Source organism: Oceanobacillus oncorhynchi, from assembly GCF_000821065.1.
GTDB classification, from domain to species: Bacteria; Bacillota; Bacilli; order Bacillales; family Amphibacillaceae; genus Oceanobacillus; species Oceanobacillus oncorhynchi.
Window position 1 is genome coordinate 1,148,532 of record NZ_CDGG01000001.1, and the last position, 24,861, is coordinate 1,173,392.

At 38.7% G+C, this 24,861-nt stretch carries 37 protein-coding genes; 32 read left to right on the forward strand and 5 right to left on the reverse strand.

Annotated elements, in window-relative coordinates; genetic code table 11:
* Positions 1-188 precede the first annotated feature (188 nt).
* From glpK to BN997_RS05150, 9 genes are all read left to right on the forward strand, one after another.
* Entirely contained in the window at positions 189-1,691 is a 1,503-nt protein-coding gene (gene glpK / locus BN997_RS05110) for a glycerol kinase GlpK (protein WP_042530256.1), read from the forward strand.
* 309 nt (positions 1,692-2,000) lie between these two features.
* A complete protein-coding gene (locus BN997_RS05115; protein WP_042530258.1) occupies positions 2,001-3,662 on the forward strand; it encodes a glycerol-3-phosphate dehydrogenase/oxidase in 1,662 nt (553 codons plus the stop codon).
* A gap of 116 nt (positions 3,663-3,778) precedes the next feature.
* Positions 3,779-4,777: a tetratricopeptide repeat protein gene (locus BN997_RS05120; protein WP_042530259.1), complete on the forward strand. Its 999-nt coding sequence runs from the start codon at positions 3,779-3,781 to the stop codon at positions 4,775-4,777.
* An 83-nt stretch (positions 4,778-4,860) separates the two neighbouring features.
* Positions 4,861-5,793 carry a thioredoxin-disulfide reductase gene (trxB, locus tag BN997_RS05125; protein WP_042530261.1) on the forward strand — a complete coding sequence of 311 codons (933 nt, stop codon included), beginning with the start codon at positions 4,861-4,863 and terminating at the stop codon, positions 5,791-5,793.
* A 521-nt stretch (positions 5,794-6,314) separates the two neighbouring features.
* Positions 6,315-7,202: an RNase adapter RapZ gene (gene rapZ, locus BN997_RS05130; RefSeq protein ID WP_084612854.1), complete on the forward strand. Its 888-nt coding sequence runs from the start codon at positions 6,315-6,317 to the stop codon at positions 7,200-7,202.
* Positions 7,199-8,149 (forward strand): gluconeogenesis factor YvcK family protein, encoded by a 951-nt coding sequence (locus tag BN997_RS05135; RefSeq protein ID WP_042530263.1) that lies wholly within the window; start codon positions 7,199-7,201, stop codon positions 8,147-8,149. The genes rapZ and BN997_RS05135 overlap by 4 nt, the downstream gene beginning before the upstream one ends.
* A 137-nt stretch (positions 8,150-8,286) precedes the next feature.
* Positions 8,287-9,237 (forward strand): DNA-binding protein WhiA, encoded by a 951-nt coding sequence (gene whiA / locus BN997_RS05140; protein ID WP_042530265.1) that lies wholly within the window; start codon positions 8,287-8,289, stop codon positions 9,235-9,237.
* A gap of 127 nt (positions 9,238-9,364) precedes the next feature.
* Positions 9,365-9,622 (forward strand): HPr family phosphocarrier protein, encoded by a 258-nt coding sequence (locus BN997_RS05145; protein WP_042530267.1) that lies wholly within the window; start codon positions 9,365-9,367, stop codon positions 9,620-9,622.
* A gap of 408 nt (positions 9,623-10,030) precedes the next feature.
* Positions 10,031-10,333, forward strand: coding sequence for a leucocin A/sakacin P family class II bacteriocin (locus BN997_RS05150; protein WP_052484915.1), 303 nt, complete (start codon positions 10,031-10,033; stop codon positions 10,331-10,333).
* Between the two features lie 302 nt (positions 10,334-10,635).
* Here the strand turns inward: BN997_RS05150 and BN997_RS05155 are convergent, their stop codons facing one another.
* The 5 genes from BN997_RS05155 to BN997_RS05170 all read right to left on the reverse strand — a co-directional run bounded on the left by BN997_RS05155 (position 10,636) and on the right by BN997_RS05170 (position 13,583).
* Positions 10,636-11,805, reverse strand: a complete 1,170-nt coding sequence (locus BN997_RS05155) for a tyrosine-type recombinase/integrase (protein ID WP_042530269.1) — start codon at positions 11,803-11,805, stop codon at positions 10,636-10,638.
* The gene (locus tag BN997_RS23105; RefSeq protein ID WP_175297009.1) at positions 11,805-11,972 is read right to left on the reverse strand and encodes a hypothetical protein; all 168 of its coding nucleotides are present in this window, start codon (positions 11,970-11,972) and stop codon (positions 11,805-11,807) included. Before BN997_RS23105 ends, BN997_RS05155 begins: the two co-directional genes overlap by 1 nt.
* Entirely contained in the window at positions 11,969-12,412 is a 444-nt protein-coding gene (locus tag BN997_RS05160; protein WP_042530271.1) for an ImmA/IrrE family metallo-endopeptidase, read from the reverse strand. The genes BN997_RS23105 and BN997_RS05160 overlap by 4 nt, the downstream gene beginning before the upstream one ends.
* A gap of 90 nt (positions 12,413-12,502) precedes the next feature.
* On the reverse strand, positions 12,503-13,192 hold the full coding sequence (locus BN997_RS05165) for a hypothetical protein (protein ID WP_042530273.1): 690 nt from the start codon (positions 13,190-13,192) through the stop codon (positions 12,503-12,505).
* A gap of 43 nt (positions 13,193-13,235) precedes the next feature.
* On the reverse strand, positions 13,236-13,583 hold the full coding sequence (locus BN997_RS05170) for a helix-turn-helix domain-containing protein (RefSeq protein WP_042530275.1): 348 nt from the start codon (positions 13,581-13,583) through the stop codon (positions 13,236-13,238).
* A 151-nt stretch (positions 13,584-13,734) separates the two neighbouring features.
* On the opposite strand from BN997_RS05170, the gene BN997_RS05175 reads away from it, so the two are divergent.
* The 23 genes from BN997_RS05175 (at position 13,735) to BN997_RS05295 (ending at position 24,806) form a co-directional block, all read left to right on the forward strand.
* Positions 13,735-13,962, forward strand: a complete 228-nt coding sequence (locus BN997_RS05175; protein ID WP_042530277.1) for a helix-turn-helix transcriptional regulator — start codon at positions 13,735-13,737, stop codon at positions 13,960-13,962.
* 33 nt (positions 13,963-13,995) lie between these two features.
* Entirely contained in the window at positions 13,996-14,733 is a 738-nt protein-coding gene (locus BN997_RS05180; RefSeq protein WP_042530279.1) for an antA/AntB antirepressor family protein, read from the forward strand.
* Between the two features lie 213 nt (positions 14,734-14,946).
* Positions 14,947-15,240, forward strand: a complete 294-nt coding sequence (locus tag BN997_RS05190) for a helix-turn-helix domain-containing protein (protein WP_042530282.1) — start codon at positions 14,947-14,949, stop codon at positions 15,238-15,240.
* 109 nt (positions 15,241-15,349) lie between these two features.
* Positions 15,350-15,643: a helix-turn-helix domain-containing protein gene (locus tag BN997_RS05195; protein WP_042530284.1), complete on the forward strand. Its 294-nt coding sequence runs from the start codon at positions 15,350-15,352 to the stop codon at positions 15,641-15,643.
* Between the two features lie 84 nt (positions 15,644-15,727).
* The gene (locus BN997_RS05200; protein ID WP_042530286.1) at positions 15,728-16,009 is read left to right on the forward strand and encodes a hypothetical protein; all 282 of its coding nucleotides are present in this window, start codon (positions 15,728-15,730) and stop codon (positions 16,007-16,009) included.
* Between the two features lie 198 nt (positions 16,010-16,207).
* Positions 16,208-16,387, forward strand: a complete 180-nt coding sequence (locus BN997_RS05205; protein ID WP_042530288.1) for a hypothetical protein — start codon at positions 16,208-16,210, stop codon at positions 16,385-16,387.
* A gap of 2 nt (positions 16,388-16,389) precedes the next feature.
* The gene (locus BN997_RS05210; RefSeq protein ID WP_042530290.1) at positions 16,390-16,602 is read left to right on the forward strand and encodes a hypothetical protein; all 213 of its coding nucleotides are present in this window, start codon (positions 16,390-16,392) and stop codon (positions 16,600-16,602) included.
* 84 nt (positions 16,603-16,686) lie between these two features.
* Positions 16,687-17,628: a YqaJ viral recombinase family nuclease gene (locus tag BN997_RS05215; RefSeq protein ID WP_042530292.1), complete on the forward strand. Its 942-nt coding sequence runs from the start codon at positions 16,687-16,689 to the stop codon at positions 17,626-17,628.
* Positions 17,629-18,492, forward strand: coding sequence for a recombination protein RecT (gene recT / locus BN997_RS05220; RefSeq protein WP_042530294.1), 864 nt, complete (start codon positions 17,629-17,631; stop codon positions 18,490-18,492).
* Positions 18,493-18,659: 167 nt separating this feature from the next.
* Entirely contained in the window at positions 18,660-19,439 is a 780-nt protein-coding gene (locus BN997_RS22105; RefSeq protein WP_052484916.1) for a DnaD domain-containing protein, read from the forward strand.
* The gene (locus BN997_RS05235) at positions 19,432-19,755 is read left to right on the forward strand and encodes a replicative helicase loader/inhibitor (RefSeq protein ID WP_042530298.1); all 324 of its coding nucleotides are present in this window, start codon (positions 19,432-19,434) and stop codon (positions 19,753-19,755) included. Before BN997_RS22105 ends, BN997_RS05235 begins: the two co-directional genes overlap by 8 nt.
* Positions 19,752-21,041 carry a replicative DNA helicase gene (gene dnaB / locus BN997_RS05240; protein WP_042530300.1) on the forward strand — a complete coding sequence of 430 codons (1,290 nt, stop codon included), beginning with the start codon at positions 19,752-19,754 and terminating at the stop codon, positions 21,039-21,041. The genes BN997_RS05235 and dnaB overlap by 4 nt, the downstream gene beginning before the upstream one ends.
* Complete coding sequence (locus BN997_RS05245) at positions 21,034-21,249, forward strand: hypothetical protein (RefSeq protein ID WP_042530302.1); 216 nt, start codon at positions 21,034-21,036, stop codon at positions 21,247-21,249. The genes dnaB and BN997_RS05245 overlap by 8 nt, the downstream gene beginning before the upstream one ends.
* A gap of 46 nt (positions 21,250-21,295) precedes the next feature.
* Positions 21,296-21,754, forward strand: a complete 459-nt coding sequence (locus BN997_RS05250) for a YopX family protein (RefSeq protein WP_052484917.1) — start codon at positions 21,296-21,298, stop codon at positions 21,752-21,754.
* On the forward strand, positions 21,744-22,007 hold the full coding sequence (locus tag BN997_RS05255) for a hypothetical protein (RefSeq protein ID WP_042530304.1): 264 nt from the start codon (positions 21,744-21,746) through the stop codon (positions 22,005-22,007). Before BN997_RS05250 ends, BN997_RS05255 begins: the two co-directional genes overlap by 11 nt.
* 103 nt (positions 22,008-22,110) lie before the next feature.
* Positions 22,111-22,341, forward strand: coding sequence for a hypothetical protein (locus BN997_RS05260; RefSeq protein WP_042530306.1), 231 nt, complete (start codon positions 22,111-22,113; stop codon positions 22,339-22,341).
* A complete protein-coding gene (locus BN997_RS05265) occupies positions 22,338-22,799 on the forward strand; it encodes a class I SAM-dependent methyltransferase (RefSeq protein WP_042530308.1) in 462 nt (153 codons plus the stop codon). Before BN997_RS05260 ends, BN997_RS05265 begins: the two co-directional genes overlap by 4 nt.
* Positions 22,800-22,859: 60 nt before the next feature.
* On the forward strand, positions 22,860-23,102 hold the full coding sequence (locus tag BN997_RS05270) for a hypothetical protein (RefSeq protein ID WP_042530310.1): 243 nt from the start codon (positions 22,860-22,862) through the stop codon (positions 23,100-23,102).
* A gap of 6 nt (positions 23,103-23,108) precedes the next feature.
* Complete coding sequence (locus BN997_RS05275) at positions 23,109-23,411, forward strand: hypothetical protein (RefSeq protein ID WP_042530312.1); 303 nt, start codon at positions 23,109-23,111, stop codon at positions 23,409-23,411.
* Complete coding sequence (locus tag BN997_RS05280) at positions 23,408-23,650, forward strand: hypothetical protein (protein ID WP_042530314.1); 243 nt, start codon at positions 23,408-23,410, stop codon at positions 23,648-23,650. The genes BN997_RS05275 and BN997_RS05280 overlap by 4 nt, the downstream gene beginning before the upstream one ends.
* Positions 23,647-23,886: a hypothetical protein gene (locus BN997_RS05285; protein WP_042530316.1), complete on the forward strand. Its 240-nt coding sequence runs from the start codon at positions 23,647-23,649 to the stop codon at positions 23,884-23,886. Before BN997_RS05280 ends, BN997_RS05285 begins: the two co-directional genes overlap by 4 nt.
* Positions 23,887-23,910: 24 nt before the next feature.
* Complete coding sequence (locus BN997_RS05290) at positions 23,911-24,468, forward strand: NUMOD4 motif-containing HNH endonuclease (protein WP_042530318.1); 558 nt, start codon at positions 23,911-23,913, stop codon at positions 24,466-24,468.
* Positions 24,465-24,806, forward strand: coding sequence for a hypothetical protein (locus BN997_RS05295; protein ID WP_042530320.1), 342 nt, complete (start codon positions 24,465-24,467; stop codon positions 24,804-24,806). Before BN997_RS05290 ends, BN997_RS05295 begins: the two co-directional genes overlap by 4 nt.
* The last annotated feature ends 55 nt before the right edge of the window (positions 24,807-24,861 follow it).

The window sequence follows — 24,861 nt, forward strand, 5'->3', positions numbered from 1 at the left end:
AATTATTTACACCGCTTTCAATTTATTATAATGTATAAATAAATAGGATAAAGCATGTGCATAAGTAAAGCGCATTCATCATGTGCCAGAATATCTTTTAAAAGATTATGGTTTTGTCTTTGTGAACTTTTTTTGATCCCTGTTTTATTTTAGTTTAGGAAGCTACATTAGAAAAGGAGGAATTTACCATGACCGAAAAATATATCCTATCCATTGACCAAGGTACCACAAGTTCTCGTGCGATTTTATTTAACCAAAAAGGCGATATTGTAGAAACGGCACAAAACGAATTTAAGCAATTTTTTGATAAACCGGGCTGGGTGGAGCATGATGCCAATGAAATTTGGACGTCCGTATTGGGATGCATAGCTCAAGTAATCAATAAAACAGGGATTGAGCCGAGCAGTGTAGAAGGAATCGGTATCACCAATCAGCGGGAAACGGCGATTGTATGGGATAAGCATACAGGAAGACCAATTTACAGGGCAATCGTCTGGCAATCACGTCAAACAGAAGGTATCTGTAAAGAGCTCAGGGAGCAGGGGTATGAGGACACCGTTCGTAATAAAACGGGGCTGCTGATTGATCCTTATTTTTCAGGAACCAAAGTGAAATGGATTTTGGATCATGTCGAAGGTGCCAGAGAAAAAGCAGAAGCGGGAGACCTTTTATTTGGAACAGTGGACTCGTGGCTGATTTATAAGTTTTCAGCTGGAAAAACACATGTTACTGATTATTCCAATGCTTCCAGAACACTGATGTTTAATATTTATGATTTAAAATGGGATGAGGAGCTTCTGGACATTTTTGATGTACCGAAATCCATGCTTCCGGAGGTGCGCCCGTCATCTGAAATTTATACCAACACAGTGGCGTATCATTTCTTTGGGGAAGAGATTCCGATTGCCGGTATTGCTGGTGATCAGCAAGCTGCTTTGTTTGGGCAAGCCTGCTTTGAAAAGGGAATGGCTAAAAATACGTACGGTACCGGGGGCTTCTTATTAATGAATACAGGAGAAAAACCGGTTAGTTCAGAAAATGGTTTGCTTACTACGATTGCATGGGGCTTGGGCGGAAAGGTAACCTATGCCCTGGAAGGAAGTATTTTTGTTGCCGGTTCAGCAATCCAGTGGCTCCGTGATGGTTTAAGAATGATTGAATCGAGTCCGGAGAGTGAGGACTTTGCAGGCAGAATTGATACCACAGACGGTGTTTATGTGGTGCCGGCATTTGTCGGTTTAGGAACGCCTTATTGGGACAGTGCAGCCCGCGGTGCTGTATTTGGATTAACCAGAGGAACAAAAAAGGAGCATTTTATCCGGGCAACGTTGGAATCACTGGCTTATCAGACAAGAGATGTGATGGAGGCGATGGCTGCCGACTCTAATATTGATTTGAAAACGCTTCGTGTGGATGGCGGCGCCGTAAAAAATGACTTTTTGATGCAATTCCAGAGTGATATCCTGGATGTGACCGTGGAGCGACCGGTTGTTCAGGAAACAACGGCGCTTGGTTCTGCTTACTTAGCGGGATTAGCAATTGGGTTCTGGGAGAGCCAGGAAGAGATTTCACAGCAGTGGCAAAATGAGAAAACATTTAAAGAGGCAATGGATAAAGAAGAAAGTGAGCGCTTATATAAAGGCTGGAAGAAAGCGGTGGAAGCGACGCGTGTATTTAAATTAGAGGATTGATCGGCAACGTAGTAATATACCGGCTGTGCAATAGATAAAATCCGAATCGAGCAAGTGACTATACAATAAAAGTCATCTGTGTTAAGATATAATCAAGTTAATATAAAGGACGGAGAAGCAGGAGAGACCGCAAAGTATCTGGTGTATAGACACCAGTGCATTTGTGGTCTTTTTTATTGTGCTGGAAATGAAGCCGCCCGCCAATGTTCGTCGGGCAGATTCATGCTTTTCATCTGTATTTGATGAATAACCGTCTTCAATAAAGGGAATAAAAACAATAGATCATTACTGGGAGTGGGAGTGGAAATAATGCATAATTTTTCAAGTAAAGAACGTAAAGAAACACTAGGGGCCTTAGAAAGTAATCAACTGGATTTATTAGTTATCGGCGGCGGTATTACCGGATCAGGAATTTCTCTGGATGCTGCGACAAGAGGCCTGCGTACGGGCCTGATTGAAATGCAGGATTTTGCAGCCGGTACTTCAAGCCGTTCTACCAAATTGGTGCATGGCGGCCTGCGCTATCTGCAGCAATTTGAAGTGAAGATGGTAGCAGAGGTAGGAAAAGAACGTGCGGTTGTTTATGAAAATGGCCCGCATGTGACGACACCAGAATGGATGCTGCTGCCATTCCATAAAGGAAGTAATTTAGGACCGTTTACATCAAGTATTGGTTTGCGTGTATATGACTTTTTAGCAGGGGTAAAAAAATCAGAGCGTCGGGAGATGTTAAAGCCGGCAGAGGTATTAGAACGTGAGCCGCTTGTAAAAAAAGAGGAGCTTCGCGGCGGAGGCTTTTATGTAGAATATAAAACCGATGATGCACGTTTAACGATTGAAGTGCTTAAAAAAGCTGTGGAAAACGGCGTGAAAGCAGTCAACTACACCAAAGCAGTTGAATTCATCTATGAAGAAGGCAAAGTAGTCGGCGTTGTAGCCGAGGATCAAATCAGCAAAGAAAAGCATCCAATCTATGCAAAGAAAATTATTAACGCTGGCGGGCCTTGGGTGGATGATGTCCGTGAATTAGATGGTTCCAAAAAAGGAAAAACCCTTCATTTAACAAAAGGTGTCCATCTTGTATTCGATGAATCGGTCTTCCCGTTGAAGCAAGCAGTGTATTTCGATACACCGGATGGCCGGATGGTTTTTGCTATTCCGCGTGACGGCAAAACATATGTAGGTACAACCGATACCGATTATAAAGGGGATATTGCGCATCCGACGATGACAGAGAAGGACCGGGATTATATTTTAGATGCCATTAATTATATGTTCCCATCTGTTGGTATTGATGCAAGTAAAGTCGAATCAAGCTGGGCCGGCATCCGTCCGTTAATTGCGGAAGAAGGGGCAAGCAGTCCAAGTGAAATTTCCCGTAAGGATGAGATTTTCCAATCAGATTCCGGGTTACTTTCTATGGCAGGCGGTAAATTAACTGGTTACCGCAAAATGGGCGAGCATGTTGTCAATATGGTAGCAAAACAGTTAAAAGAAGAAGAAGGCATCCTATATACAGAGAGCCAAACGAAGCACCTGCCTATTTCCGGCGGAGAAGTCGGCGGATCCAAAGGCTTCAAGAATTTTAAAGCAGAAAAAGTCAAAGAAGGCAGCAGCCTTGGGTTATCAGAAAATGAAGCAGCAGAGCTGACACAGCGTTATGGCGCAAATGTAGATAAAATTTTTACACTATATAAAGAGAATAAAGAAGCAGCTGCAAAAGAAAACATCGAACCGGCAGTATTTGCACAGGTAATATATGCAATAAATGAAGAAATGGCATATAAAGCAGTAGACTTCTTCATTCGCCGCTCCGGTGCATTATTCTTCAACCGTCCATGGGTGGAGACGCATATGGATACTGTCCTGCCATTTATGGAAAAAGAGCTCGGCTGGACCAGGGAAGAAGCAGCAGTCTATCGAAAAGAACTCGAGCAGCTATTATACGAAACAACGCATCCAGATAAATAAATGAAGGAAACAAAAAATAAGATGCACGCCAGATCGTGCGTCTTATTTTTTATGGGAATCTGCTATATTCTATGGTATACTTTTCTCGACTGTCTTTAAGAACGGGGGATTGATTCATGCTAAGAAGGAAAAATAAGAAGACAACTGCAAATAACGTAACCCCATTTATTCCTGAAGGCGACTTTTACTATACAAAGGGTGTCGAAGCATTTAAGAAAAGGAAGTTTGATATTGCGATTAAATGGATTCAAAAAGCAATTGAGGACAAGCCTCATTTTCCTTTATATAAATGTCAGTTATCCATTATTTATACAGAAACCGGTGCTTATCATAAAGCCAATCAGCTGCTGACAGAAGTGCTGCAGACTGGAGAGTATATTGATTGTTATTATTTAGCTGCCAACAACTATGCGCATCTTGGATTGCTTCAAGATGCCAAAAAGTATGCGCAGATGTATTTAGATAAAAAACCAGAAGGCGACTTCAGTAATGATGCTGCGCAGCTTCTTGACTTCATTGAAATAGAGGATGAAGAGGAAGAAAATTTTTCTCTGGAGGATGAGGATGAACTGATTGTCCTGCAGGAGACTGCATTTTATCATATGGAGCATGATGAATGGGAAAAAGCAATTCCGTTTATTGAGGAGCTCATGGAAAACTTTCCGGAGCAGAAGCTGGCTGTCCATGATTATGCCCAGGCCTTATTCTATACAGGAAGAAAAGAACAGGCGATGCATATTGAAGAAGATATGCTCGTGGACTATCCCAACAATTTGCACAGCCATTTGAATTTAGCCCTGTTTTATTATGAAACGGGAGAGGCAGATTATCAGACGCATATCGACATTATAAACAATATTTATCCGATGCATGAAGAACAAAAGCTGCGGATTGCGGAAGTCTTTGCGAAAACAGCAAATTATGGTTTAGCTTATGAACGGTATCAAAATATTTCTGGGGAGCAAGCTAAAAGAAGAGCATCCTATTATAAATGGTATAGCATCACAGCTTATCAATCGGGGAACCCAAGCAAGGCATTGCGTTTATGGGAAGAGGGTTTGAAGCGGCATCCCAAGCTGTCAGAAGAAGAAGGGCCTTGGGCGATAAAAAAATGAGCAAAAAGATAGACGTTAAATCTTAATTTCATTACACTATACGGTGGAATAAGAATATTATAAGGATAAAGGGGCGGGATTGAATGTCCGAAGAGAGAATATATGATGTGATTATTGCCGGAGCTGGACCAGCAGGGATGACAGCTGCTGTGTATGCTTCACGGGCAAATTTAGATACACTGATGCTGGAACGCGGAATTCCGGGAGGCCAGGTGGCAAATACAGAAGATGTAGAGAACTATCCTGGATTTGACCATATTTTAGGACCGGACTTGTCGAATAAAATGTTCGATCATGCTAAAAAGTTTGGCGCAGAATATGCATACGGTGATATTAAGTCGATTGAAGATCATGGCAAATATAAAACCATTTATGCAGGAAAAAAAGTTTATCATACTAAAGCTTTGATTATTGCAACTGGAGCACAATATAAGAAACTCGGGATTCCGGGCGAAGAAGAGCTTGGCGGACGCGGTGTGTCTTATTGTGCCGTTTGTGACGGTGCTTTCTTTAAAGAGAAAGAACTGGTTGTTGTCGGCGGGGGAGACTCTGCAGTAGAAGAAGGCGTGTATCTGACAAGATTCGCAAGCAAAGTAACCATTGTACACCGCCGTGATGAATTGCGGGCACAGCGCATTCTTCAGGATCGCGCATTTAACAACGATAAAATTGAATTTATTTGGGATACGATAGCTGAAAAAATTAACGGTCCAGAGGGAAAAGTCAGCAGCATTTCATTAAAAAATGTAAAAACGGATGAAGTATATGACTTCCCAACAAGCGGTGTATTTGTTTATGTCGGTATGCTTCCTTTAAATGATCCATTTACGGATTTAGGGATTACGGATGAAGAAGGATATATTCCTACATCTGAAAATATGGAAACGAAAATACCTGGTATTTTTGCAGCTGGAGATATCCGTGCAAAAGACCTCAGACAAATTGTTACAGCTACAGGCGATGGAAGTATCGCAGCGGAAACAGCAATTAAATATGTAGAAACATTAGAAGATTAATTAGCAAAATTGTCGTATTTTAGGAGATGCATAATACGATAGTTATTGGAAATTGTCGAAAATACAAATCATATCCATCTTTGGTTAGGATTTGTATAAAAAAATTAATCTATGGTAACTGCATCTTAACGTTGCTGTAACACGCATGAAACAATGAAAGGGTATTATAGAGTTAACTAATTGACCCCCTTTTAATAGATAGATTAGTTTTGGGACAGGTGACTCACCTGTCCATTTTTTTGTTTAAATGGAAAAAGGGAGAGTGTCTCAGCTGCGGCGAAGTTTCACAGGTCAGCTATATAAGAGAAGGGATATCTTCGTACCGGTGTTCGCAGCCCAAACGAAGGCATTCACTCAAAGGCTTGGCGAATGTCAGGTTTTCTAATATAATTAAAATAAGATATAAGAAGCACGATAAAAAGGGGTGAGCTGCTAAAGTCTCAGACAACTTTTTTGAGACTGCAGTCTCCGTACCTGCTAAAAGCCAATGTGTTGGAAGAGGACTGAAAGGGGAGAGTTTAGTGAATCAGGAAAAAGAAACAAAGCTCGTTATTATTACGGGGATGTCAGGAGCCGGAAAAACAGTTGCAGTGCAAAGCTTTGAAGATTTAGGTTATTATTGTGTAGATAATTTACCTCCTGCGCTTCTTCCCAAATTTCTAGAATTAATGAAGGATGCTTCGAACACCATTCAAAAAGTGGCGCTCGTCATGGACCTGCGGGGAAGAGAATTTTTTGATTCCTTATACAAGGCATTGGATGCAATCAGCCATACACCATGGATTCAAAGCCATATCCTGTTTTTAGATGCGGAGGATGAAACGCTGGTGACAAGATATAAAGAAACCAGACGCTCTCATCCATTAGCTGTCGGCGGACTTCCTTTAAACGGCATCCATCAAGAGCGAATTATTATCGATGAGCTGCGCGGCCGTTCCCAGCGGATTATTGATACGTCAAAACTCAAGCCGAGAGATTTGCGTGAAAAGATTCTTCAATTGTACAAGGAAGAAAAACAAGAAGTATTTTCCACTCATTTTGTATCCTTTGGGTTTAAATATGGCATTCCAATTGATGCGGATTTAGTTTTCGATGTACGTTTTCTGCCGAATCCGCATTATGTATCTGCACTGCAGCCATTGACCGGACTAAATCAGGAAGTAAATTCCTATGTGTTTAAATGGTCAGATACGAAATTGTTTGTAGAGAAATTAAATGATTTATTCCGTTTTATGCTCCCGCAGTATAAAAAAGAGGGGAAGTCACAGTTAGTTATTGCCATTGGCTGTACGGGCGGACAGCACCGTTCTGTTGCTTTAGCCGAATACTTCTCCAAGCAATTCAGCGATGATTATATTACCCATGTCAGCCACAGAGATATTGAAAAGAGAAAGGCCAAAACCTCATGAGCGATATCCCGAAAATAACAGCGATTGGCGGAGGGACAGGAATGCCGGTTTTGCTTCGCGGGTTGAAGGATTTGCCCGTAGATCTGACTGCTGTTGTGACGGTAGCAGATGACGGGGGAAGTACAGGAAGAATTCGTTCCGAGATGGAAATGCCGGCACCAGGAGATATCCGGAATGTGATTGCAGCTCTGTCTGATGCAGAGCCGATGCTTTTAGAGCTTTTTCAACATCGGTTTCAGCAGGGAAACGGGTTGACAGGGCATTCATTAGGTAATCTATTATTGGCAGCAATGACTTCCATGACTGGTAATTTTAATCAAGGAATAAAAGAAATTTCCCGGGTGCTTAATGTAAAAGGAAATATCTATCCGATTTCAAACGATAACATGTCTTTGCATGCGATTATGGAGGATGGAGAGATTATTCATGGGGAATCCAATATTCCTCTGTCCGGCAAACGGATTAAACGGGTCTTTCTAGAGCCGCAGCCGCTGCAGCCATTACCTAACGCTGTGGAATCAATTCAAAAAGCAGATTTAATCGTAATTTCTCCAGGGAGCCTTTATACCTCAATTATGCCGAATTTAATTGTTCCAGAAGTGAAGGAAGCATTATTAAATACAAAAGCAAAGATTGTGTACGTTTGTAATATCATGACACAATATGGAGAAACAACGAATTATTCTGCAGCAGATCATGTCCAAGCGATTCATGATCATGTCGGCGATGATTGTGTTGATTATGTGATTGTTCATGATCAGCCAATCGATGCAGAAACGCAGGAGATTTATAAAGAAGAGCAGGCGTTTCCGGTAGTAGCAGATAGTTCCCGTTTAGAAGCGATGAATGTCCAGGTTTTTCCTGGTAATATTGTCGTGAAGCATAAAGATGGAACTCTCCGTCATAATAATGATAAAATAGCTAAAATGCTTTATAAATTTTTATAGTAGTGAGTGTTCAAAAAGTACGATGAAAAAGACAAGGAAGTCAGATTCAGCGGGGTATGCAGGATTATTCCGCTGAATACAGTTTCATTGAATAAACGTATCAAGGCGTGTTCGAAAAGGGGAAGGAGCGTGATACAATGTCCTTCGCATCAGATATTAAGAAAGAACTAACCGCTATTCAATCGGATTCTTGCTGTCAGTTTGCTGAACTAGCTGCATTAGTTCGAATGAATGGCGTTATTTCTATATCAAAGCAAGGTTATGTACTGGATGTTCAAACAGAGAATGCAGCAATTGCAAGGCGTATTTACACATTAATCAAACAAAATTATACGTTGCCGGTGGAGCTGCTTGTCCGTAAAAAAATGAAGCTGAAGAAAAATAATGTATATATCGTCCGTATGAAAAATGGTGTTCAATCTTTATTAGAGGATTTGAATCTAATGGAAAATCAATACCAGATTGTCCGGACCATTTCAGAGAAATACTTAAGAAAAGAATGCTGCCGAAAAGCATATTTACGCGGAGCGTTTTTAGCTGGCGGGTCAATGAATAACCCGGAAACCTCCTCCTATCATTTGGAGATTTTTAATTATTATGAGGAGCATGCAGAAGCATTAAAAACATTGTTTAATGCATATGATTTACATGCAAGAACCTTAGAGCGCAAAAATGGTTATATCGTCTACATCAAAGAAGCCGAAAAAATTACTACGTTTTTAAGTGTCATTGGAGCACATCAAGCATTATTAAAATTTGAAGATGTACGCATTGTCCGTGATATGCGTAATTCTGTCAATAGACTGGTGAATTGTGAAACCGCGAACTTAAATAAAACCATCGGCGCAGCATTCCGTCAAATTGAAAACATTAAATTGATTGAACGGACAGTTGGATTGGATCAGCTGCCGGAAAAATTACAGGAAATAGCTAAGCTCCGTATTCAATATGAAGAAGTTTCCTTAAAAGAATTAGGGGAACTTGTTACCAGCGGGACGATTTCTAAATCAGGCGTGAATCATCGTTTGAAAAAAATTGATGAATTTGCAGAGAAAATCAAACGTGGTGAACTGCAGCTTGGTAATTAATGCTAGTATCCGAAGAATATGATATAATGCAGTAAATATCATGGAACATCGCCGAAAGAAAGACGCAGAATTTTTTCTGCTTCCTAAAAAAATGGAGGCGTTTACTTAAGACAGGAGAGTGAATTTATTGGTTGAGAAAACAGTGAAAATCGAATTAGATTCAGGACTACAAGCGAGGCCAGCTGCCTATTTTGTACAAGAGGCCAATCGATTTGATTCACACATATTTTTAGAGAATGATCATAAAAAGGTTAATGCCAAAAGCATTATGGGATTAATGAGCCTGGCTCTGACAAAAGGAGAAGAAATCAAGCTTATTATCGAAGGAGAAGATGAAGAAGAGGCGCTGGAATATTTAACAAGCCTTGTACGTGAAAAAGTTTAAAGCTATCCGTATAACGAACTTTGCTTTATTTAACAGATAAACAAAGTACCAAATATTAAAACCTCAGCTAAAAAAGTCCTTCTTAAAGGCGAGTTACATTGCTCAATTTTAAGGGGGCTTTTATTTATATAGCATTATATAATTTCTGGTGCACCTATAAGTATTACAATTTGACTGCTTCAAATATAAATAAACTTAATTTTCTGTTATTAAAAAGTGACTTCATTTCCATAGAAACAGGAGTTGACCGTATCTTGGATAAATCCCTATCTAAATAATAGAAGGTGAAGTGTAAAGCGCCGCTGCGGCGGACTATTTTGCTTTCCATTCTTCATGGTAACTTGTTGAATCTTCGCAAAAGTTATGTTAGGTTGAGAGACAAATCATTATATAAAGGGAGTGCCTGTGATGAAAAAGAGAATGAAATTAGGGTTAGCAGCCTTAACGTTAGGATTATCCGCTATTTCAACCTCAGGAGTTCAAGCAGCCTCGACAGATTATGGAAATGGTGTTCATTGCGATGAAAAAACTTGTTCAGTAAACTGGAGCGAAACATTTCAACAATCAACAGATAGAGCGATAGAAAGCTGGGCAACGGGACTGACATCAGCGCCTGCTAAAGCTAAATCTGCTATTGAGTCCAACTATAAATCAAGTAATGATTCTAACCGGCCAGAGTCAGGTACGACAACTGGCAGTCCCTCTTTTTAATTAGGCAAGGGGTATCACGGTATCACATATAGGAAAATAGAGTATTCATTCGCAACCGAGTGGAAAAGCCTGGTGGTGTTTGAGGAAAGATAGCACCAAACTTCTGGAAGACAGAAAAAAAGACAAGGGAAGCAAACATCTTTATCCCTTGTCTTTTTATTAACTTTATCTAGCGCGCCCAGAGGGATTCGAACCCCCGGCAAACCTGGTACCGGAAACCAAAAAGAGATATTACACACACGTACAACGTATGATAAGCAATACTTTTAAACTCCCAAAATACGTTATGGATGACAGTTAATTCACTTCCTGTTAGCAGATGCGTTAGCAATCGAGTTTGCGGATTTCCCCTTATCATTATTTCCATATAACGACTTTTGTATACTTGTTGCGGCGATTTTTTGAATACCGGGGATAACATGTGAATAAGTATCTAAAGTCGTTTGGATGGAACGATGCCCTAAACGCTCTTGTACAACTTTTGGATGTACCCCAGATTTTAATAATAATGTGGCGTGCGTATGTCGTAATCCATGAAAACTAATCTTTTTCACGCTACTTCTCTCTAGTGTACGATTAAAAACAGTCCTTAAATACGTCGGCCGGATATACCCTCCGGTTGACGTTGCGCACACTAAATCAAGGTCCTCATAGTCACCACCGCAGCTTAACCTATCCTTTTGTTGTTGCCGTTTATGTTCTTTTAAAATTTCAATCGTATCATCATCTATTTCAATGGTTCGGTAACTGGTAGAGGTTTTTAATTGAGACGACAAATCCCATTCTCCTTCATCGTCTTTCTTTAATTGATGTGTAACGGAAATAGTATTGTTAGCAAAGTCGACTTTATTCCATTTTAATCCTAAGACTTCACCTCTGCGCATCCCGGTGGCAAGTGATAATAATATCGGCATTGCATGATTCTTGCTTTTTAAATTGCTCATAAAGTCTATCACTTCATCTTCTGACCAATACTCTATCTCTTGCTTATCGACTTTAGGGGGTTCTATATCTTCCATTATTCCCTCTTTGATTCCGTATTTTTTACCTTTTAAAAGAGCACTTGATAAGATACGATAAATATGTTTTTTACTTCGTTGAGACAGTTCTTTATCATTAACTTCATCGATAAACGATTCAATGTGATAACTTTCCAACTTACTTATTTTCCACCGCCCCAAACCAGGAATAATATGCTTTCTCATATACGATTCATAATGTTCATATGTTCCTGGGGCAACGGTGCTCTTTTTTCTATCTAACCATTGGTTAAAATATTCTTCCATCGTCATATTTGCCGGGTCTGTATATCCTTTTTTTAACTTACTAATAATTATAGGTAAATCATTTTCCGCATCCTTTTTTCTCTCATAGCCCGAAAACCATTTCTGTTTTCTTTTATTGTTATGATCTCTGCCTATATCAACTACGACGGAATACTTATTACCTCGTTTAATGATATGACCTCTCATTATAAATCATCCTCCTCCAGCATGTATTTAGGAACTTCTTTATAAGCTACAATTTCTCCAACTAATTCACCTTCATCATTAACCCGTATTGAATCATATACAGGTAGCACCACTATTTCTTCCATAGCTTTCTGTTTTCTTTTAGCTTCTAGTGACGTGATTTTCAAAACGATACACTCCTTGTATATTGCTTATTTTCGTACATTTCCAGTCTTCTTAAAGCGAACTCATAATCAACATCAAAATGCTTTATAATATCCTCCGCACAATTAATTTCTAGCTTATCCAACATAAATGTAGGGACACAGAAATGATAGGAGAAATAGTCTGCTTGATACTCCTGTAAGTCTATAAATAATTTATTCATAGCTAATTGGATTCCAACATGCCTGAGGTAATGGCATATTTCATGACCGAACATCATCCATTCACTTCTAATTGTTCCTTTATCTATCACAATTTCCTTTTCTGTTCTGAATGGCCTTTTTCTATAAGAAATCACCACTCCTAATAATTTAGCGATTAAATACATATCCATGTCAGACGGTTTGGTAATTCCGATTTTCGTATAAAGCTCATAAATGTAATCCTCTAGGTGTGAATACAAACAAAAACCCCCCCAGTTTAAGAATGTATGTTCGTTTCGTGGTTATAATAGAAGGCATGCTTGCGCACACCCTCAGTTGATTTATTTAGTTTATTCTCTGTGAAATTCTAGTTCAACTATTAAGTGTTCTTCTTTGAATTCCTCAAATGCTTCATCGAATTTTCTACCCCAGTCATCTCCGAAAACAGCATCATCCCCATCGCCTTCTAAAGAAGGGTCAATTATTGTTAAAGCAAATGCTTCTGGTATATCATATTCTAATGGAAAGTCATCGATAAATTTTGATTTTTGGTTCGCTCGCCAAGCCCCATTTAAATCAAATGATAAACTTGATTCTTCGTTCTCATCTGTTTTAATAAAGAATCTGTTTTTATCAAAATGATAATCTTGGTCAGTATTATTGATAATCTCTCCGAGAATCATCAGCCTTCTTTCGCCTTGCACTTCAGCCTCAGCTATGTTTTCGGTTTCAACGATAGCATAACGCATCAAGAATTCGCCATCTTCATAAGTATTAAAACCTTGTTCATCTGTATCGTCACTGACATAATAACTTTCAATAACATATTCATTCATGCCATCTATTAATACTTTTGCGTTTTCATCTGTTTTATCTGCGAACGCTAATGGGTCATCTGTAGAAACATCCTCTGTTTCTTCCTCTTCTGTCAGTTCGGATTCGTTGTCTTCTGGCTCTTCATTTTCCGCTCCAGCATCTCCGTCCTCGCAAGCTGCTAAAAATATCATCATTCCTACTAATAAAAATAATAACTTCTTCAAACTATCGACCCCTCTATGCATTTTATATCTATAATAATAGCCATTATTTATCTTTCTGGCTTTTTTTGAACTTTATAAACTCATATACATCCTGTAAATCGTCAGCTGTGAGAGACTCCATATCGTGGAACATTAAATCTATGTTAGGGAACTCTGTCACTATCTTATTTCTGTAGTATTCAAATTTACTTTCTTCTGTTTCATGACCTAATAAGTAATCTGTGGAAACGTTATAAAATATTGCTAATTGTATAAGTGTGTCGTAATCAGGTTGACGACTACCCTGTTCGTAATTAGATAATTTACCTCTAGAAAAGCCCAATCTATCTGCGGCTTCGTATTGAGATAACCCTTTTTGTTTACGTAATTTAATTAGTTTATCCTTTAGCATTTTTATCACCCTTATTTCATTATAGAAACAATAAGTTTCCGTTTCTATAAAATAAACAAAAAGTTTCTTAAAAAGCATTGACAGAAACGAAGTGTTTCTGTATAGTTGTATTCATGAAGAAACAAAACGTTTCTGGAAGGAGGTTTTTATCATGGTTAGACACAAGCTAATTGACTGCCGTGGAAACAAAACGCGACAAGATGTTTCTGAAGCCTTAGAAATAACTCCTCAAATGCTTGGCGCTATTGAAAGAGGAGACCGTACACCATCTTTAAAATTAGCTAAACGAATAGCGGATTATTACAAGTTATCAGTAGATGAAATTTTTTTTAATCAAAATGGACACGATTCGTTTCTTGATAAAGAAAAAATCATCTAATACATCAAAACAAACAGTATAGGAGGTTATCTAATGAACCAATTAAAGACAATTGCTAATGAAATGTTGCCTGTATACGAAAATGAAACTGGCGAAAAGTTAGTAAGTGCAAGAGAATTGCACAAACAACTTTTTAGCAGACAAGAATTTACGAATTGGATTAAACGCCGCATTGAAAATTATGGATTCGTAGAAGGTGATGACTTTTTGACAACTTTATCAAAAAGCACTGGTGGCAGACCTTCAACTGAATATTTACTCCTTATTGATACTGCAAAAGAAATTGCGATGGTTGAAAACAATGAACAAGGTCGAGTGATTCGTAAATACTTCATTGAAGTTGAAAAGCGTTCCAGAGCAAAACAGCCACAATCTATTGAAGATTTAATAATTATGCAAGCTAATAGTGTTAAAGAACTGAAGCAAGAAGTTGCGACAACTAAGCAAGAATTAATAACTGTTAAGAATCGTGTTGATAACTGGGACAAGGTTAATCCGGACGGAAACGAACAACAGAAATTAAATAATATGATTCGGAAGTATGCAGCTGATAACGGAATAGCTTTTCCTGAATCTTGGAGACATTTCAGAAAATCATTTAATAACGCTTATAAAACAAATATAAAAGCGCTAATGAAAAATTATCAAACAAAACATGGACTTAAAAGTATCACAGCACCTCAATACCTTTCGATGATAGATAGGTTAGACGATGGTATTAGAGTAGCTGACAAAATGCTTAATAGCCAAACATTTTTAACTACCAGATAAGGATGTGATTTGATGTTATACCACAAAATAACTTCCAATAATGGAACAACCAAGATGGTGGATTTATACGAAGATGAAATATTCACATACTGCCCATCTTGCGGCGTTGAACAAAATGTCGATACCGAGTTACTACAATCAATACTAATTGATGGTGATTTCGGTGGAACAAGTATTTATTGTACAAAATGCGCCATAAAAGGAGTGGTCTAAATGTCCATGGAAGAATCTCTTCGCAAAATCATCCAGGAAGAGAATAAAAAGCACCTGGAAGATATTGAAAGAATGCTCCAATCTCATGGTTATAAAGCACAACCTAAATTTCTGACTGTTGAAGAAACGGCTAAAATTTTAAGGATTGGAAGGACTGCCACTTATGAACTTTGTAGACAGTCCGAACACAATGGCCTGCCGGTCGTTAAAGACGGATATAAAATTCGTATCCCTTATAACGGTCTTATGACCTGGATCGACCAACAGGCTAAACCTACTAAACAAGCAAACTAGAAACCAACTGAGGGTTGTCGGTAATTACATTATAACTCTAACAATCTATGAATACTGGTCTCCCTTTGAACATGTTCACGTCATGAACATTCGGAGGAGGTGAGAAAAATTGAATGTTGAAGAATCACTGAAATTCATGCGTAAAAGGAGAGGATTGAGCCAAGAACAACTTGCTCCCAAGCTGCATATGTCCAGAGTAAATTTATCAAAAATTGAGCGAGGGCTAGTTTCAATTCGAACAGAAGATTATTTCCGATGGGCGAAGGTGACTAATTCGCAAGACGTACTAATAGCGATTGCTTGTAACATCGATTTGACAATTGCAGCTGATCTAATTTCAAATGTCACAGATACGATGCATAGTTTAGGAGCAATAATAATGACAATAGGAGGGATTTTGTGAACAAAAAAAGTGATAGCGGACTTGCTTATATCGGAATTATTTTAGCTGTATTTATTATCATTTCACACATTTAGGAGGGTTTGTATGACGGATATTATCGCAAGATTCGAAATTGAAAAGCAATGTTATATCGATTGTCACTTGAGAGGGATTTCAGCAATTCACCGGGGCGACTATCAAGAAATGGACCTTTGTTTAAAGGATGCGAGGAAGTCACTTATAGCAATGCAAAATTTAGAGATTGAGTACAAGCTGCATAAAGAAATAAAGGATTTGGCTCAATGTGCAACTACAGGAATCGTTTTGCAAAATATTGTTGATTCCATTGAACAAAATCACCAGCAATTCATGAGGTCCCGCATATGAGCAGCGAACGCTTTATCAAATGGTTCTACGGCTTAGGGTTTATAGGAGCAATGACGTTTTTGTATTACATGATGATTAATGTATAGGAGGGAATTGAAATGAATATCAAAGCGGGAGCTTGGCAGTCGCTAAACAGCCGGCAAAAACAGATTGTTTTAAAACTTTGGTCAGAAAAATCTCAAAGAAAGGGTGCTTAATATGAATCAACCAACAGTAACACTGAAAGGTGAGCAATATAAAGTTTTGGTAATTGATTGGTCACGCGATGGCAGTATTAATCACATTGTGGTTGATAAACCAAATGAGCCATTTTCATCGGCTGTGACAGTGATATTTAGAAAAGATACAGACCTAGAAAAATTATTAGAGGAGGGATAAACATGGACCATCCAGCAATTGAAAGGACTCGACGCACTGGATACCCATACAGCGAACGCAGGCAGATGTTTGTAACTGATGGATTGGGAAACGACGTACATTCTGGCGATGAAATACTGGAGTTTGACGGTGAATTTTATCTGGTGGATGAACTATCAGTGGACGCTAGAGAAATATTGGAGAAACATGGTGCAGATTATGTTACGGCAAAATAAAAAACGCCTTGGCAGAGGCGCTTTAAAAATTCTTAACAAATATATTTATGTGCCTATTATACGGCATCTAGGAGGATTAATCAAATGGCTAAAAACACAATCGAAATGAGCCATCAAGAGTGGCTGCAAGAACGAACTAAAGGAATCGGCGGAAGTGATGCCTCTGTCATATTGGGTTTCAATCCTTGGAAATCACCATTTGAGCTATATATGGATAAGACAGGTGGAAGAGTTGAAGAAATAGATAACGAAGCCATCTACTGGGGCAATGCTTTAGAGGATAAAGTAGCTCAACGATTTATGGAATTGACAGGTAAAAAAGTGCGGCGGCGAAACCAGATGTTCCAACACCCTGAATACGATTTTATGATGGCGAACATCGATCGTGACGTAATTGGTGAAAAATCGCTGCTTGAGTGCAAAACAACCAATGCATTTAATGCGGACGCTTGGGAGGGGGAACAAGTCCCGCCGGCCTATATCTGTCAACTGCAACACTATATGGCTGTTCTGGATTATGAGAAAGCATATATAGCTGTTTTGATTGGTGGTCAGAAGTTCGTTTGGAAAGAAGTTGATCGTGATGATGAATTTATCGAATTAATGATTGAGCAAGAGAAGCATTTTTGGGAAGAGCATGTACTCAAAGAAATACCACCAGAAATTGATGGAACAAAATCAGCAAGTGAGTTATTAAACAAAATGTATCCAGAAGATAACGGAGAAACAATCTTGTTGAAATCTGATGATGCTGAAATGCTCATTGAAGCAATTGAGAGCATCAAAGCAGAAGTAAAAGAAAAAGAGTCACTACAAAAAGAGTATGAAAATAAACTAAAACTTATGATGGGAGAGGCCCAGTTAGGGGTAACTCCAAGGTTTGAAGTTAAATTAAAATCCTTTTCACAAAACAGACTGAATAGTAAAGCGTTGAAGAAAGACTTGCCTAAAATTGCTGAAAAGTACACCAATCAAACTACTGGTAGAAGGTTAACTATAAAGCAAATTGAACAGGAGGCTATTTAAATGGCTACAGCAGAGGAAATGAAAAACCAAATGGCAGCAAAGAAAAATAATAGTGGTGCAGTTGCAACGGATAAACCTAAAACTATTGAGGATTATCTAAAGCAAATGGCTCCAGCTATGTCTCAAGCGTTACCTAAACACATGGATGTTGATAGGTTGTTGCGTTTAACAATGACAACAATCCGTACTACACCGGAATTAAAAAAAGCAGATCCAGGGAGTTTGTTAGGCGGTGTAATGCAAGCTGCACAATTAGGTCTTGAGCCGGGTCTTTTAGGTCAATGCTATCTGTTGCCTTTCAAAAACAATAAAAAAGGCATTACAGAGGTCCAATTCATTATTGGATATAAAGGCATGATTGATTTAGCAAGACGATCTGGACACATTCAATCAATTTATGCTCATGCAGTATATGAGAATGATGCCTTCGAATATGAGTTAGGCCTTAATCCAACTTTGAAACACACACCAACAATGGATGAGGATAAAGGGGAGTTTATCGGTTCTTATGCAGTTGCACATTTTAAAGATGGCGGATACCAAATGGAGTTCATGCCAAAGTCAGAGATTGAAAAACGTCGCACGTCTAGTCCCGGAGGTCGCTCTAAATATAGCCCTTGGAACAATTTTTATGAGGAAATGGCAAATAAAACAGTGATTCGTCACATGTGGAAATACCTTCCTATCAGTGTTGAGCTGCAGGAGCAAGTAGCTAACGATGAAGGAACAGCAAGGAGCGTTAAAGATATTACACCAGATGATGATATTTTCATTGATGCCCCAGATTACATTAACGCAGAAGCGACAGAGGGAGTAGAGGAATCCGAAAATAAAGATTTCCCGATTGATGCAAATGCACAATAAATCAAACGTCTTGCTGCCTGCTTGGATATTCGAGCAGGCTCAGGACAAAAGTGAACTAAAGCAACTGATTATCAGATATATGGACAGATACCCAGGCTACACCATTTTAGAAGTAAAAGGCAGATTCGCAATCTGTGAGATACCAAGATAAGGAAAGGTGATCCCTAATGAAAGGTGCATTCCAGACAAGCAGAGAAATTTTCGAAAACCCCATATGGACTGACATACCGAAATTTAGAATCTTCTTCTATATATACGGAAATGCTGTCTTTGCCAAAGAAGGAACAACAGTTGCTGGAATGCATCTGAAAAGGGGGCAGTTCCTTAGATCATATCGAAATTTAAGAGAAGATTTAGCTTATATAGAGAATCGGAGTGTAAAAAAATATTCGCTTGCAGTTATAAAAAGGAAGATTGACTCGTTAGTTAAAGAAAATCGATTGAAAACTGAAGAGTCCGAACTTGGAACACTCTTCACAGTCGTCAATTACGAGATATATCAAGGATTAGACAATTATAAAAAAGAGAACTTGGAACAGCGTTGGAACGCAGGTGGAACAGAGTTGGAACAGGGATGGAACAATAATAAGAATGTAAAGAATGATAAGAATGTAAAGAAAGAAGAAGAGGTGAGCCCGTTCAAACTTTTTGAAGAAAATATCTGCATGCTGAATCCATTAAACAGAGATTCTTTGATTGACTGGTGTGAAGATCTTGGTGATGACCTGGTAATTGCAGCTATAAAGTTAGGCGCTAAGTATAACGCCCGTTCTTATAAATACGTGGAAGATATTTTCAAAGAATGGGTTCAGCACAATATAAAAACAGTAGAAGAGGCCAGGATTTATGTGAAAGAAAAAAACAAACGCACAAGTAATATTGTAGATTTTTCATCTAAGAAGAAAGCCAACGGCGTTGATTGGGGAGGATTTGATATCAGTGACTAAAGCAGAGGTATTAGAACTTTTTAAACTAATCAAGTCTATATATCCAAATTTTGAAGTTACACAAGAAAAAATTGATATGTGGGCAGATGTTATGAAAGGTATGGATTTCGACAGAGTGATGGCGAGGGCGAAGGAACATGTAACAACGAATAAGTTTCCGCCGACTATCGCAGAAATATCAGCTTATGCACCAGAAAAGAATGAACACCTAGAGAAGTTCGAAAGATGGAAAAGAGAAGCTGCACAGGTCCCGGAATCCAAGAAACGTGAATTCTACGAAGCTGTAAAAAAACTGGTTGAGGATAAAAGCAAATGAATTATAAAGAAACAGCAGAACAATCAGTAATAGGCTCTTTGCTACTGGAAGGCAGCCTGATTGGAAACTTAACCATTGAATCAAAACATTTCTATTCAGCGAGACATAAACGCATCTATGAAGCGATGCAGAAGGTAGATGCTAAAGGGATTGAGATTAATGTTGTCACTGTCGTAACGGAATTAGGTGATTCAATAAGCGAGGTTGGCGGTGTAACTTACCTCACTGAGTTGGCTGAATCCGTACCAAGCACTGCGCCAATCAAAAACTATGAATCTAGTATTTATGAGGATTATCGATTGCGAGAAAGTCAGAAATTAGCCTCTGAGTACATGAAATCACCTAGCGAGGAATCACTTCATAAACTCATGGTGGATTTAGACAAAGTGAAGGATGAAGGCATCCAAACTGACGAAAAGACAGTGAAAGACTATCTCATGGAGATTGCAGAAGAATTGATGCATCCGGATGAATCGCAAAGTAAAGGGCATCCAACAGGTTATAAAGATTTGGATGAAATGACAGGCGGCACGCAATCGGGAGACTTAATTATCATCGCTGCGCGACCAAGCGTTGGAAAGACCGCATTTGCTTTGAATATTGGCTCTGGACACTGCAAAAACGGCGGCATGTCACACATATACAGTTTGGAAATGGGACCGGCAGCACTTTTGAAACGGATGATTTCAACTGAGGGTCGTGTGGACATTCAAAAATGGCAGTCAATGGTTTTTTCTCAAGAGGATTACGACAAGGCGATGACAGCTATTGGTGTTATATCTAACTGGAAGCTAGAAATTTATAAGCAGACAAACACAATCAATCAGATCAAAGCATCTATCCGTAAAGCTGTACAAGACAATCCGAATGAAAAACATCTTGTCATCATTGATTACCTGCAGCTGATAGCTTCAACAGGGAAACACGAGCGCCGGGACCTTGAAGTCGGAGCGATGACCAGAGATTTAAAACTGTTAGCACAAGAACTGAATATACCAATCATTTTACTATCACAGCTTTCCAGAGGCGTTGAACAAAGGCAAGACAAGCGACCAATGATGTCAGACCTTAGGGAATCCGGAAATATTGAGCAGGATGCGGATTTAATCGGTTTTCTGTACAGGGACGATTACTACGATAAGGAATCAGAGAAACAGAACATCATTGAAATTATCATATCCAAGCAAAGGCAGGGACCGACCGGAACAGTGGAATTAGCTTTCTTGAAGGAATATGGGGAGTTTGTGAGTTTAGCTAGAAAATATGAGGAGGTTGCGCATGGGTAGTTTGATAGGTCATGCAGAGCACAAGGAACAGGAATTTGATGAACTGGTAAAGATCGTTGTCGCTGAATTTAATAAAGGATCTTTAACAGAACTACAGCTGCGGCAAGCAATGAAAAAGTCTTTCATGTTGGGTCACAGTGCTGGTCATGCTCGAGGAGAAATTTATCTCGAGAGACGTTTGAGCGAATTAGGAGGTATTGATCAATGAATCGAAATGCACAGGAAACACAAGAATATCTTAGGAGGTATGCGTGATGGTTTCAAATGAATTTTACGCTTGGGATGAAGAATTAAACAAAATGTATAACGGCGATGAAATAGAAGAACGTGATGATTTAGATGCTTGGTTATCTTATGGAACCCTGGCTATTTATAGAATTGATGAAGGTGAATATACGCAATTGGACCCTTTGAAAGTCATTTATAAAGATACAAAGCACAAAAGTTGGCTTGTTGAAGGAGATGTGCTCACATCTAATCGTTATCCATATCAGGATGAAGGCAAATACAACTATCACGGCGTTGTTGAATGGGATGAAGAATACGGGGCATTTGTACTTGTTAAATGTTGCGTGGACAAAGATAAAGCAGGGATATCCGACGGAATGGCAGATCTTTTAGGCGAGCTTGATTTAACAGAGTTTGAAGTGCTAGGGAATTCCTTTGAGAATCCAGCGTTATTGAAATCGGAAGGAACAATCAATGAGCGCTGAAATGATACCAACGGATAACCAACCACTGCATTTAAAGGCTGGACTAGATTATGTATATGCCTTTGAGGACTTGGAATTGACCTTCACAAAGAAACAACTTGATCGCATAGCTTTTCGTTGGGAGTCAGGTGAATCACTGGAGGATATAGCAAAGAAAGAGCGCCGGAAAGACTTAGAAATCCTATTAGGTTTAATCCATTTAGCAAGGCGCAGAGTTTTTGAAAGACCTTTTGCTTTTAGACCGTCAAATTAAACAAATATGAAGCGCTAGTGAAGAGATTAATAAATTCGAGATTAAATATATACAAAGATGTTAAAACGTCTCAGAGATGGCTTATTTTGATTGGAGGGATAGCATGAAACAAAAGATATTAGATGCTGGATTGGCTGTTTTATTGGTTGGTGCTGTTATAGCAATGTTTGTTATGGCTAATGCGGTGAAGGAAGTACATGCGGAGAATGAGGAACTGCAGCAGGAGAATACAGAATTGCTACTGGATAATATCAATCTTGAAATCGATTTAGAAAATATCACTGATGCTTATTGGCAGTTGAATAATCAGTTGGAAAAGGAGGGTGCTGAATGACAAAAATACTAGATGCTTGCTGCGGCAGCAAAATGTTTTGGTTTGATAAAAATCACCAGCATGTCACTTACATGGATAACAGGGAACTATCGGATACACTCTGTGACGGCAGAACATTAAATGTGCATCCAGATGTAATTGCCGATTTCAGAGATATGCCTTTTGAAGATAATAGCTTTCACATGGTCGTGTTTGACCCTCCTCATCTTGAAAGGATTGGAGATAATTCTTGGATGGCAAAGAAATATGGAAAGCTAAACGAGGATTGGCCAATTGATTTAAAACAGGGGTTTGATGAATGTATGAGGGTTCTAAAACCTAATGGAACGCTGATTTTTAAGTGGAATGAAGATCAAATCAAATTGAGCCAGATATTAAAAGTTATTGGATTTAAGCCTTTGTTTGGTAATAGACGGAGCAAGACGCATTGGATGGTGTTCATGAAGGGTGTTGATTAGCATAAAACATCTAACTTCATAAATGTTCGAGGGATTAATCAAATAGGAGGTTGAGAGAAATTGAGTGAGTTAGAACTATATAAATTTGTACAAGATAAAGAAATTGATTGGAGAGGTGAAACTCTCATGCTTTGGTTAGATGGTGATGATTTAGAAGCATTCTCTGAATTAGAAGGTGATGTCATCGTTGATGATGGTGGATACGAAGTCACTTTGCTTCAAGGTGGAATGATATGCATTGAACTAAATGATGTATGTGAAATTCATGAAATTGAACCGACTAATATTCTCGAAAAGGAGTGAATCGTGATGGATGAACGGTTGGAAGAGATAAAAAATAAATATAAGAATGTTCAGCGCCATTTTAGTTTGTTTAATATTGAATTAACTGACTTCGAGTACCTTATCCAACAAGCTGAAAAGGTGGAGGGGTTGGAATCAGATATTAAAGCAAATAAAAAGTCCGTTGATTGGTTGTTATACCAAAACCAGCGCTATAAAGAGGTTTTAGAAAACGCATTATACTTCGTTAAATACTCCAGACACGAGCCAGATAAAGCGATGATTATGCAGCAGCAATTAGAAAAAACGCTGAAAGGAGAATCAGAATGATGGATTATAAAATGCTAATTAATGAAATACAGGCACATAACAAAGATTTAATTGAGCAAGTAAAAGAAAAGAATGTTGAATTACAAAGGTTGCGAGAAGAAAACAAGCGCTATAAAGAGGCTTTGGAGTTTTATGGAAATGAAATTAATTACCAAGTTTTTATTCAAAACGGAAAATCCAACATCGAACGTGATGGCGGAGAAAAAGCACGTCAAGAATTGAAAGGAGACTCGAAATGATACCACTAAAAGAATACGGCCGGGTAGAGGTCGGAATGACAATCATTGACGCTAACGGGATTGAAGCTACTGTGGAGTCGATTGGAGAAGGTGCTCTAGTTAAGTTGAACGGTGAAACATTTGTCTGGGATTGGGAGAGATTGCATCCTAATGTGATGGTGAAAGAAACGGCTGCAGAACGTGATGAACGGTTGAATGCGAAAATTGTTAAAGGTCCAGAACAAGAATGGTTTTAATTTAAAAAAAGGGAGGTGTGATGAATGGAGGTATGGAAAAACGTGGTTGGTTATGAAGGAATTTATGAAGTTAGTAGTTTAGGGAAGGTAAGAACGCATGCTAAAAATACAGGTTATTTGGATAGGCGATCCACTAAGAGCAGGAAACAAAGAATTATCAAACCACAAAAGTCACTTGCCGCCAACCAAAAATGCCTTAGGGCCAATGTTGAATTATACAAAGAAGGCAGCAGAAAACGAGTTCGAGTTCACCGATTGGTAGCGGAAGCGTTTATCCCAAATCCTGAAAAATTACCTCAAGTAAATCATAAGGACGGGAATCCGTTAAATAATCATGTAGAGAATTTAGAATGGTGCACCCATAAGGAAAACGTTAATCATGGATTTGATAACGGTCTTTTTTCGCAAAGTAAACCAATCATTTTAACGAATGAAAAGACATGTGAGGAACACTTTTTTAGAAGTCAAACAAAAGCAAGTCACTTCCTGGGGAAAAGAGATAAATTTATTTCAGAAAAACTGCAGCAAGGTGTCGATAAAGTGGATGGCTACCGCATCACAAGATATGGTGGTAGGTCATGAAACACTACGAAGCATATGACGGAACGGATCTGATTGCAGAGGGAACTGCTAAAGCGATTAAAAAGAAGTTAGGTATTACGACTGGCGAATTTCAGACTGGTCGGAGAAGAGCGAAAAAAGGTTATGACGAAGAGTTTAATGTCATTGAAGTAGATAAACCAGAAGAATATGCAGTTTATAAAGGCGATGAATATTTGTTTATCGATACAAAAGAAAACGTTATGCAAAGGCTGGGAATCAGTCAAGGGACATTTACTTTTTACATGTCTCCAGCAAATGCAAAAAGAGACGGTGGAGACAAGTTGATTATAGTCAATCTGGATAAGGTAGTGGATTGATGCCTAAAAAGAAGCCTTATAAATTCCATTGGTGCAAGGATTGTGAGATTGATTT